Genomic DNA, 9,825 nt, shown 5'->3' on the forward strand with positions numbered 1-9,825 from the left:
GAGCACCTGCCTTACAAGCAGGGGGTCACAGGTTCGAGCCCTGTTGCGACCACCAGTATGGTTCAGTAGCTCAGTTGGTTAGAGTACTGGCCTGTCACGCCAGGGGTCGAGGGTTCGAATCCCTTCTGAATCGCCAAATAAGTGATTGAAAAAGTTTTCTTTAATTAGGAAACTTTTTTGCGTTATAAAGAAATTTAAATAAAAAAAGAACTTAGTCGTATGACTAAGTTCTTTTTCTTTTTTTCTTCATTTCTATTCTAATATCATCACCTATAAATCTAAGTGTTGTAAAATTACCCATAAGTCTTGAGTAAATTCTTTCATCATAATTAAGTTTTATTTCTTCTGGTGATAAGTTTGTTGATACAAGCATTTTCTTTTGCTTTAAAATCTTTTTGTTTAAGAATGTAAATAGTTCAGAAATTGAGAAGTCTGTTATTTGTTCAGTTCCAAGATCATCTATAATTAATAAATCACAATTTAAGATTAATTCTTCAATTTCATAGTTATTTTTAAATTTAATCTCTTTCAAATCACTTAATAATTCATCGGCAGTTCTATAAACAACTAAATACCCTTTATCAAGAAGATTTTTAGCTATACAATGTGATAAGAAAGACTTTCCAGTACCAGGGTTACCTGTAAACAGTAAGTTTCTTTCGTGAGAATTAAATGTATCGAGATAATTTTCTTGTATATTACTCACTATCATTTGCATATTTTCTTTTGGTGAAATTCTTTCACCATCATTAGCAGATCTAAAATGTTCTAAATTAAAATTAGAAAAATTATTATTTGCTAAAAGTTTAGATATATCTGATTTTTTATAGTAAATATCAACTAAATGCTTTTGGTAACAAGAACATTTTTTTACTTCTATATAACCAGTGTCCTTACATTTCTTGCATTTGTAGTGAAGGTTTAAATAATCAGTAGGATAACCATGTGCCACAAGTGTTTCATATTTTTGAGTTCTAAGATTTTCTACATTTTCTTTAAGTGCTGCAATATCAGCTTCTTTATTATTAGATTTTCTTATTGCAATAAGAGAAACTTTTGCACAAAGTATACCAATTTTATTTTCAAGGTCTATAATCTCAGGGTAACGTCTTTTAATTTCATCCTGTCTGCTTTTAAAATCCTTTTTTTCTTTATTACGGATACTTTCATAGTAATCCATAATTTCAGCTCTATAACCTTTTGCCATTAATCATCCCATCCTAACAAATCATTTTCAGTAGAGTTATCATATTCTCTTTGTGAGTAGTTAGTAAATCTAAGTGATTTACCAGCTGTTTTAGAAGTTTGAGTTTTGCCTTTAGGTTTATTAGCTAAATCATTAGACTCAACATCTTTAAGTGTTTTATATCCAGATTTGAACCATTTAGTTAAAATTCCATCAATATATTTAAAATCAGCTTTATTTATTCTCTCAGAACAAATTTTACAAGCTTTTAAAATTACATCTGTTGCGAAGTTATAATTAAATAGCCATTTTTCTATCATATCTTGTTGAGGTTTCATAATATTAGTATTGTTTATTCCTATGTACTCTAATATTGTTCGTATTTGAATCCATTTGTCTTCAAACTTTGTAATATATTTATTAGCATCTTCTATAGTTTTTATACCTGAGTCATGCCAACCAAGTGCTACTGACTCAATATAATTTGCACTTCTTTTTTCTTTAGCAACACAATATTCAATAAGGAATAGTATAAGTTCTAAAGTAAATCCAAGCTCAATTGTCCATGAGAGATACATTTCAATTTCTTTATTTGATAAAGGTCTACTTAAAAGTACTTCTATATCTTTAAGCATATCTTTATTAGATTCTTTTTCTAGTGCACTAAATAAGTTAACTTTTTCATTTTCTGTTGATTCTTTATCAGATAAATTTACAAATACTATTTCAAAGTTATCCATTTTATCTATTGGTATAAGCTTTATTGCACCTTCATTATCCCAGTATCTTAAAGCATTTTTTACATCTGATTCTAAAAGACCAAGGTTTGCAGCAATTATTGATGAACTAACCCCAGGTTCTCCACTTGTTGTGCATTTTAGTAAGAGGATATAAACTTTAACAAATTCACCTCTAGCTTTAGTCATATACTTATCTATGAAGACATTACTTAGCGGTGTGAATTCTGTTTTTGAGTTTTTTAACATAAAAGTACTCATATAATAAATCTACCTTTCATAAATTAATAGTTTAAACTGTCTTTTATAATTATAACAAACTGAAAAATAACACTCAATAAAGATTTGATTATATATAAAATAGATTTAATGAATAATGCTTTGAAAAATAGGGAACATTAATAATTGTGTTTTTTAAAACAAAAAAATGTAAGGAGTCTTAATTATGGATACTTTTCTGAAATACACTAGACGAATAGGATTAATTATAGGAATTATAATTTTATTCTCTAGTTCATATGGAATGACAAATTTACATAAGGTTTATGTAAATAATAATTTTGTTGGATATACTCAGGATAAAAGTGAAGTGAAAAAAATTTATAAGAATATTTTAGAGGGAATAAATTTAAAATTTTCAGAGGTTGATAAGAGAAAAAATGCTTTGAGTTTTGAATTATCGAGTGATGATGGTGATGTTACATCTAGTGAGAAATTAAAAGATAATATAGTTAATGTGTTAGATATTGAAGTAGCAGTTTACGCTATGAATATAGATGATGTAAATATTGGTTATGTTGATAGTTTTAACTCAGGAGATGAAGCTTTAAATAAATTAAAAACAGAAGAGAATCTAAATTCTAAAATTGATGCTAATGATATTGTAAATTTAGCAATTCAAGGAGATGTTAGTTATAGTAAAAAAAAGGTGAAGATTTCTGATGTTGATAGCCCAGAAGATATTATAAAAAACATTAATAATATAAATCAAAAAAGTGGAAATAACATTGGAAGTGTTGAGATTTTAGAAATAAAAACAGATGTTGTTGATATAAAGCAAGATGCAAGGGAAATTACAACTGACAGGCTTTGTCTTGGAGAAGTTGTAAAGCATGAGGGTGAAAAGGGAATTAAAGAAGTAAAAAGACGGAATAGTTATGTTGAAGGAAATTTGGTAGACAGTACTGTTTTAGAAGAAAAAGTTTTAAAAGAAGCTAAAGAGGATATAATTTATAAAGGAATACAGAACCCTGTTGGAAGCAATGTAGAATTTTTAGTATATCCAGGTACTGATAGATACATAACTTCACCTTATGGAAAAAGGTGGGGAAATGAACATCATAGTGGAATAGATTTAAGTGGAAGAACAGGAGATACTATAAAAGCATCTTATGAAGGTGTTGTTAAATATGCAGGGTGGCTTGGTGGATATGGAAATGCAGTTATAATTTCTCATGGAAGTGGTGTAGAAACTCTATATGCACATGCTAGCAAACTTAATTGTTCAACAGGACAAAGAGTAAGCAAAGGTGATAAGATAGCTGAAATTGGAAGCACAGGGCGAAGCACAGGTCCTCATATACATTTTGAACTTAGAAATAATGGTAGGGCAATAAACCCTATGACTTATATGAAGAAATAATAAGAAAGCATTTCAATATTTGAAATGCTTTTTTTAACTTAAAAATTTTTCAATATCTAAAAATAAAATTTTTTCAAAAGTCCTTTTAGTAGAAATATTTTTAGAACATAAATCTATTCGAGATACGATATCATGGAATGTGTAGGTTGGATATCTTTCTAGAAGTAAAGCACATATTCCACATATATAAGCTGTTGAAATTGATGTTCCAGAGTAAGCTTTATATAATTCTTTTAATTTTGGTGGATAAATTTTTTGCCCATCTCTTTGAGAAATATAAGAAGTAATAGTGTTTCCACAACTTACATTAGTACATTTTGCAGAAATATTAACTTTTCTATGTTTATTATCTGTTGATGAATATCTATAAAGGGCTAAATTATTATCTGTACCAGATACAATAATTGCACTTGGTGTATTAGCAAGTCCAGAGATTTTATTGAAATTCCCAGTATTACTACCTGAAGGCATTATTGGTGTTATACCTTTAGAAATGATTTTTTTTAGTAGTTCATCAAAGTAATGAATATGTTCTATAGGGGTATTAAAACTTTCAAATGGCATACATAAAAGCTTTATATCAAAAGTATCAGTATCTTTAATTAGCATCTCAAGTGCTCTTAAGATATCAGAAAAATAAGCTTTACCATTTTGATTAAATACCTTGTATGATATTAACGTTGATTTATCAGCAATACCCTTAAATTTTGATTTTGAACCTAGTCCACTTCCACAGATAGCAGTTGAAATAGCTGTCCCATGTCCATTATCATCATATGGATATTTATAATCATTTAAAAGGTCACGAAATTCTAATATGCTTCTATTAGACATTAAATCTGGATGTGGAAAAGTACCTGTATCAATTAAAGCAATTTTAATATTTTGACCATGAAGGTTATAGGTGTTTTCTAAAGTTATACCATTTATATTTGAAATGCTACCACCACAAAGAAAACAGTTTTCATCCATAGAAATATAAGATACCTCGGGATACTCTAAAAGTCTGTAAACTCCTTTAGGAGTTAAATCAATACATAATAAATTTATAAAATCAAAGCTATGGATTATAGAACCACCAAGTCTATTTATAATAGAATCAAAATCTTTATGAAAATTTTTGAACTTCACAAGAATTCTATAAGACGAGTAATAATCAAATTCTATATAGCTTTTTAAAGTGCTAGAAATTTTGTTTTTTTTGAAAAGCATAAAAACACTCCTAAATTGATTTCATTATAGTATATGTATGTGCTTTTTTATTTGTTATAGCTTTATAATTAAAATTTAAAAGATAAGACTTTAGAAGAAAAAATAGGTAGTAATTATATTTTTTTAATGAAATAGGTTTAATGAAATGGATTTTAGGTAGGAAAAATTCAAATAATTTAAAAAAATTTAAAAATTAATATTATTAAGAAAATATTCAAAGTTTAAGTACTAATAATATGAAAAAAAACACCGTGAAATAATTTATTTCATAGTGTTTTTTATATTAATAACTTCTTAGAACATAACTTTTAAGTATAGTTTCTTTTTTGCTAGAAACTTTCCATAGTTCTATTCTATCTATTTTTACTGTCTCGCATTTATGATTCCCTTTGCTAATTAAAGCATTTGAATATTCTTTTTTGTTGTTAGAATGACCACCTGTACTTAAGGCAACAGAAAGATATTTTTTATCATCTCTTGTTGTAAACCCATGTAATTTCAACATATCATTTAATGAACGATGAATTTTATTTAAGTAACCCTTGTTATCAATTTTTAGATTGATACTCTTAGAAGTGCTTTCATAGGCGAATATGTCACCTGTTAGTTCTATTTTAAATTTTTTATATGGTTTGAAAATTTTTGATAGAACAACATCAAGCTCCTCGATATCAGGGCTATCAATCGTTTTTAATGTGATATGTGATGAGAGTTGGTTTCTAGGTAGTCTGTATTTCTTTAGAATATTCTTTTTTATTGGATCGATGCTATCATATGAGTCATCATCAAAAAGAGCAACTAAGTAATATTTCATTTGTAACCCTCACTTAAATTTTACTTTAATATACCATATTTATACGTTTAAATTATAACATAACAATAATTAATAAAACAAATTAATATTTTATTCTAACTAGACTGTTAACTATGTTAATTAAAAACAAATAAAATATTTATCAAACAAGTCTATTAGCTATCTATATGCTAAAAATTACTTTAAATATTGACCTATTATTGTTATAATGTTAGTCGTGGATGTTTATAAAAGTAAAAATTTTTTAAAATTCAGTTAAAAATGATAAGAAAAAAACAAAAATTTGAATAAAAAAGAAAATAATGGAAAAGTATATATATAGGAACTATTTTATAAATTATAGAGATAGTAAGGGTGAAATGGATGAAGAAGTTAATCGTTAGAGGAGGAAACCCTCTTAAAGGTTTTGTAGAAATAAACGGAGCTAAAAATGCAGCGGTAGCAATACTACCAGCAGCAATACTTGCAAGCTCAGGAAAATGCGTAATAGAAAATGTACCGGATATTGCAGATGTGCAGTGTCTTAAAAGAATTATATCTGATTTAGGTTGCTCTGTTGAACAGACAGGTGCTAATACTATTGAGATTGATTCAACAAACTTAGTTAAAACAGATGCTTGTACTGAAGATGTAAGAAAGATGAGAGCATCTTATTACTTTATAGGTGCATTACTTGCAAGATTTAAGAAAGCAAAAGTTGATTTACCAGGTGGATGCCCAATTGGAGCTAGACCAATAGATCAACATTTAAAAGGATTTAGAGCTCTTGGAGCTAAAGTTAAAGTTTCAGATACTTCAGTTGAAATAGAAGCTGATAGACTTATTGGAACTAATATCTTCTTTGATGTAGTAAGTGTTGGAGCAACTATCAATGTAATGATAGCAGCTACACTTGCAGAAGGAAAAACTACTCTTGAGAATGTTGCAAGAGAGCCACATGTTGTTGATGTAGCTAACTTCTTAAACTCAATGGGTGCAAATATTAAAGGAGCTGGAACAGATGTTATCAGAATTAAAGGCGTTACAGCACTTAAAGGATGTAACTACGGAGTAGTTCCAGACCAAATAGAAGCTGGAACATTTATGATAGCAGCAGCAGCTACAAATGGAGATGTGACACTAACTAACATTATTCCAAAACATTTAGAATCAATAAGTGCAAAACTTATAGAAATGGGTGTTAAAATAGAGGAAGGTGACGATACTGTTAGAGTATATGTTGACGGACCTTTAAGAGGAATAACAGTTAAAACAGCACCATATCCAGGATTCCCAACAGATGTTCAACAACCAATGGCAGCATTTTTAACATTAGTTGAAGGTGAAAGTATGATTGTTGAAAGCATATGGGAAAATAGACACAAGCACGCTGAAGAGCTTAATAAGATGGGTGCTAACATTGAAGTTGAAGGAAGAAAAGCTAGAATTAAAGGTGTAACAGGTCTTAAAGGAACTGAAGTTGAGGCTACAGATTTAAGAGCAGGAGCAGCACTAGTTATAGCTGGGCTTATGGCTGATGGAGAAACTTTAATAGGTAACATTGGACATATTGATAGAGGATACCCTCATATTGAGGATAAATTCAACAATCTTGGAGCTGACATTAAAAGAATAGATGTTTAGGTGGTAAAAAAAGATGATTTTTTGCTCATTATATAGTGGAAGCAGTGGAAACTGTATTCTTGTTGGTTCAGAAAAAACTAAAATATTAGTTGATGTAGGTGTTGCAGGTAAAAAAATTACTGAAGCACTTGAAAGAATTAAACAAGACCCAAAAGAGATAAAAGGGATTTTTGTAACACACGAGCACTCGGATCATATTAAAGGTATAGGAATTATATCAAGAAAATATAATATTCCTATTTATGCTAATAAAGCAACTTGGAATGTGATGTATGACAAAGTTGGAAAGCTTAAAGAAGAGAACATAAAAATTATAGAAAAAAGAAGTCTTACAGAAATTGAAGATTTAAAAATACAAGCTTTTAATATACCACATGATGCAATTGCAGCTATGGGATATACTATTAGTGATTCAAATGATAAGAAAGCTAGTATCGTAACAGATATAGGAACATTCACGCAGGAAATAAAACAAAATATTATGAACTCAGATATTATACTTCTTGAAGCAAATCATGATGAAGAAATGGTCAAATTTGGCCCATATCCATATGATTTAAAAAGAAGGGTACTAAGTGAAGTTGGACATTTGTGTAATGAAGATTGTGGCAGTGCCATAGTTGGAATTATGGATGATAAGAAGTTTAGAAGAATAATTCTTGGGCATCTTAGTACAACTAATAATATGCCAGAACTTGCTTATAGGGCTGTTGTAAATATTCTTGAAGAGAATGGGCTTGATTATAAGGAAGATTTAAAACTTACAATTGCAAAAAGACATGAACCGAGTAATTATATAGAGATATAAATTTAAGTTTATTTAAGTTAAGTTAACATAAATAAAGCTTGAATTATATATGTTTTAAAATATATAATTGATGTATTGTAAAATAAGAAAACAGAAGTTAAAGGAGATATAAAGATGAGTTTATACAAACAATGGACAGACATGGTAGTAGAATATGTTAAGACAAAAGGTGAAGATGCTTTCTGGGCTGAGTACATGGATGTTGAAACAAGAATATACAAAGAGTTATTATCAAATCATAAAACAGCTAAAGTTGTTACAATAGAGGCTTTTGCAAAAGAGTTTGATACAACACAAGAATTCGTTATGGGATTCCTTGATGGAATAAACGATAGTTTAAAAACATCATACGAATTAGATGATGTTACTGCTGAAACAGAAATAACATTAGATATAAACCTTGAAGGATTATATTACAACATGTTAGATGCTAGAGCAGAATATTTATATGAGTTAGCTCAATGGGATGCAATATTCTCAGTAGAAAAAAGAGAAGAAATAGCTTTAGCATACAAGAAGTCTAAAACTGTAGTTAACGAAGTTAAAGTTGGAAGAAATGATGCTTGTCCTTGTGGAAGTGGAAAGAAATACAAGAAGTGTTGTGGAAAATAATTTAAATAAATATATATGGATAGACATAATAATATGTCTATCCATTATTTTTCTTAAAAGGAGATTTAAATGTTTTTAATACTATTAAGTGGAATTATACTCGGGGGTATATTTAATTTTTTAGTATATTTAGTTACGATAGAAGAATTTATATCTGAAGAAGACGTTAAAAAAATGAGTAATTTAGATATGATGAAATTCTCAATTAAAAAAATTAGAATTAATTTAAAAGTCTTAGTTTTAACTTGTATAACTACAAGCTTTATATTTGTAACATTAGCTTTAAAATATGGTATAGGATATCAGTTTTATAAATTTTCGTTTTTATTTTCAATTTTAATAATTGCAACAATAATAGATTATAAAACAAGGTCTGTTTATATCATAGTATCAATTGTAGGTATTATTGGTGGGATAATGTTCTCAACAATAAATATAATTGTTTTTGATTCTAATGTACTTAATGAAATGGTATCTATGTTTATTCCTATTATTATACTTGGGACTTTAAAGTTTGCTAGTAGAAAAATGGATGGCTTTGGTGGTGGAGATATAGAAATGTTTATATTTATAGCATTATACCTATCAGTCATTGGAACAGTTGTAACTTTAATATTATCATTTATACTTGCTGGGATAATATCAGGTGTTAGCATGATTTTAAAAAGTAAAGATAAGCACATAGCTTTTGTGCCATATATAACAATAGCGACATACATAACAGTTATTTTAGGGGAACAAATATTTCAAAGTTATATGAAGTTTATATAACAGGAGGAAAATTGAATGAACATAACAGTAATATCAGTAGGAAAGCTTAAAGAAAAATATCTTAAAATGGCTATTGATGAATATTCAAAAAGACTAACAAGATACTGTAAGCTAAACATAATAGAACTTCCAGATGAAAAAACACCTGATAATGCATCTGAAAAAGAAGAAGAACAGATAAAAGATAAAGAAGGAAAACTAATATTATCTAAAATAAAAGATAATATGTTTGTAATAGCAATGGACTTAAAACCAAAGCAAATGACATCAGAAGAGTTTTCAAAGTTTATAGATAATTGTGGAGTAACAGGGAGTTCAAACATAGCATTCATAGTTGGAGGAAGTCTTGGAGTATCAAATGAAGTACTTAAAAGAGCAAACCATAAACTATGTTTCTCTAATATGACATTCCCACATCAA

General features: G+C 28.3%; 10 protein-coding genes and 1 tRNA gene. 7 read left to right on the forward strand and 4 right to left on the reverse strand.

Annotated features, from left to right (window positions below; genetic code table 11):
* Positions 1–59 precede the first annotated feature (59 nt).
* Positions 60–136 (forward strand) — tRNA-Asp (locus Q0V15_RS09500).
* An 87-nt stretch (positions 137–223) separates the two neighbouring features.
* Here Q0V15_RS09500 and Q0V15_RS09505 read toward each other — a convergent pair.
* Together Q0V15_RS09505 and Q0V15_RS09510 are read right to left on the reverse strand one after the other, a co-directional pair.
* Positions 224–1,207 carry an ATP-binding protein gene (locus Q0V15_RS09505; RefSeq protein ID WP_297438376.1) on the reverse strand — a complete coding sequence of 328 codons (984 nt, stop codon included), beginning with the start codon at positions 1,205–1,207 and terminating at the stop codon, positions 224–226.
* A complete protein-coding gene (locus Q0V15_RS09510) occupies positions 1,207–2,184 on the reverse strand; it encodes a DnaD domain protein (protein WP_297438377.1) in 978 nt (325 codons plus the stop codon). The genes Q0V15_RS09505 and Q0V15_RS09510 overlap by 1 nt, the downstream gene beginning before the upstream one ends.
* A 184-nt stretch (positions 2,185–2,368) precedes the next feature.
* Between Q0V15_RS09510 and Q0V15_RS09515 the strand changes: the two genes are divergently transcribed.
* Positions 2,369–3,565 carry a M23 family metallopeptidase gene (locus tag Q0V15_RS09515; protein WP_297438379.1) on the forward strand — a complete coding sequence of 399 codons (1,197 nt, stop codon included), beginning with the start codon at positions 2,369–2,371 and terminating at the stop codon, positions 3,563–3,565.
* Positions 3,566–3,598: 33 nt separating this feature from the next.
* On the opposite strand, the gene Q0V15_RS09520 is transcribed toward Q0V15_RS09515, so the two are convergent.
* Both Q0V15_RS09520 and Q0V15_RS09525 read right to left on the reverse strand, forming a co-directional pair.
* Positions 3,599–4,777: a S8 family serine peptidase gene (locus tag Q0V15_RS09520; RefSeq protein WP_297438381.1), complete on the reverse strand. Its 1,179-nt coding sequence runs from the start codon at positions 4,775–4,777 to the stop codon at positions 3,599–3,601.
* Between the two features lie 283 nt (positions 4,778–5,060).
* Positions 5,061–5,591: a 2'-5' RNA ligase family protein gene (locus Q0V15_RS09525; RefSeq protein WP_297438383.1), complete on the reverse strand. Its 531-nt coding sequence runs from the start codon at positions 5,589–5,591 to the stop codon at positions 5,061–5,063.
* Positions 5,592–5,954: 363 nt separating this feature from the next.
* On the opposite strand from Q0V15_RS09525, the gene Q0V15_RS09530 reads away from it, so the two are divergent.
* The 5 genes from Q0V15_RS09530 to rlmH all read left to right on the forward strand — a co-directional run.
* Positions 5,955–7,214 (forward strand): UDP-N-acetylglucosamine 1-carboxyvinyltransferase, encoded by a 1,260-nt coding sequence (locus tag Q0V15_RS09530; RefSeq protein WP_297438385.1) that lies wholly within the window; start codon positions 5,955–5,957, stop codon positions 7,212–7,214.
* Positions 7,215–7,227: 13 nt separating this feature from the next.
* Positions 7,228–8,022 carry an MBL fold metallo-hydrolase gene (locus Q0V15_RS09535; RefSeq protein WP_297438387.1) on the forward strand — a complete coding sequence of 265 codons (795 nt, stop codon included), beginning with the start codon at positions 7,228–7,230 and terminating at the stop codon, positions 8,020–8,022.
* A 114-nt stretch (positions 8,023–8,136) separates the two neighbouring features.
* Positions 8,137–8,634 carry an SEC-C metal-binding domain-containing protein gene (locus Q0V15_RS09540; RefSeq protein ID WP_297438389.1) on the forward strand — a complete coding sequence of 166 codons (498 nt, stop codon included), beginning with the start codon at positions 8,137–8,139 and terminating at the stop codon, positions 8,632–8,634.
* Between the two features lie 69 nt (positions 8,635–8,703).
* A complete protein-coding gene (locus tag Q0V15_RS09545) occupies positions 8,704–9,405 on the forward strand; it encodes a prepilin peptidase (protein WP_297438391.1) in 702 nt (233 codons plus the stop codon).
* A 15-nt stretch (positions 9,406–9,420) separates the two neighbouring features.
* The coding region (gene rlmH / locus Q0V15_RS09550; protein ID WP_297438393.1) for a 23S rRNA (pseudouridine(1915)-N(3))-methyltransferase RlmH at positions 9,421–9,825 on the forward strand (405 nt) is incomplete at its 3' end.

It is taken from the genome of uncultured Clostridium sp. (genome assembly GCF_947036855.1).
Lineage (GTDB): Bacteria > Bacillota > Clostridia > Clostridiales > Clostridiaceae > Sarcina.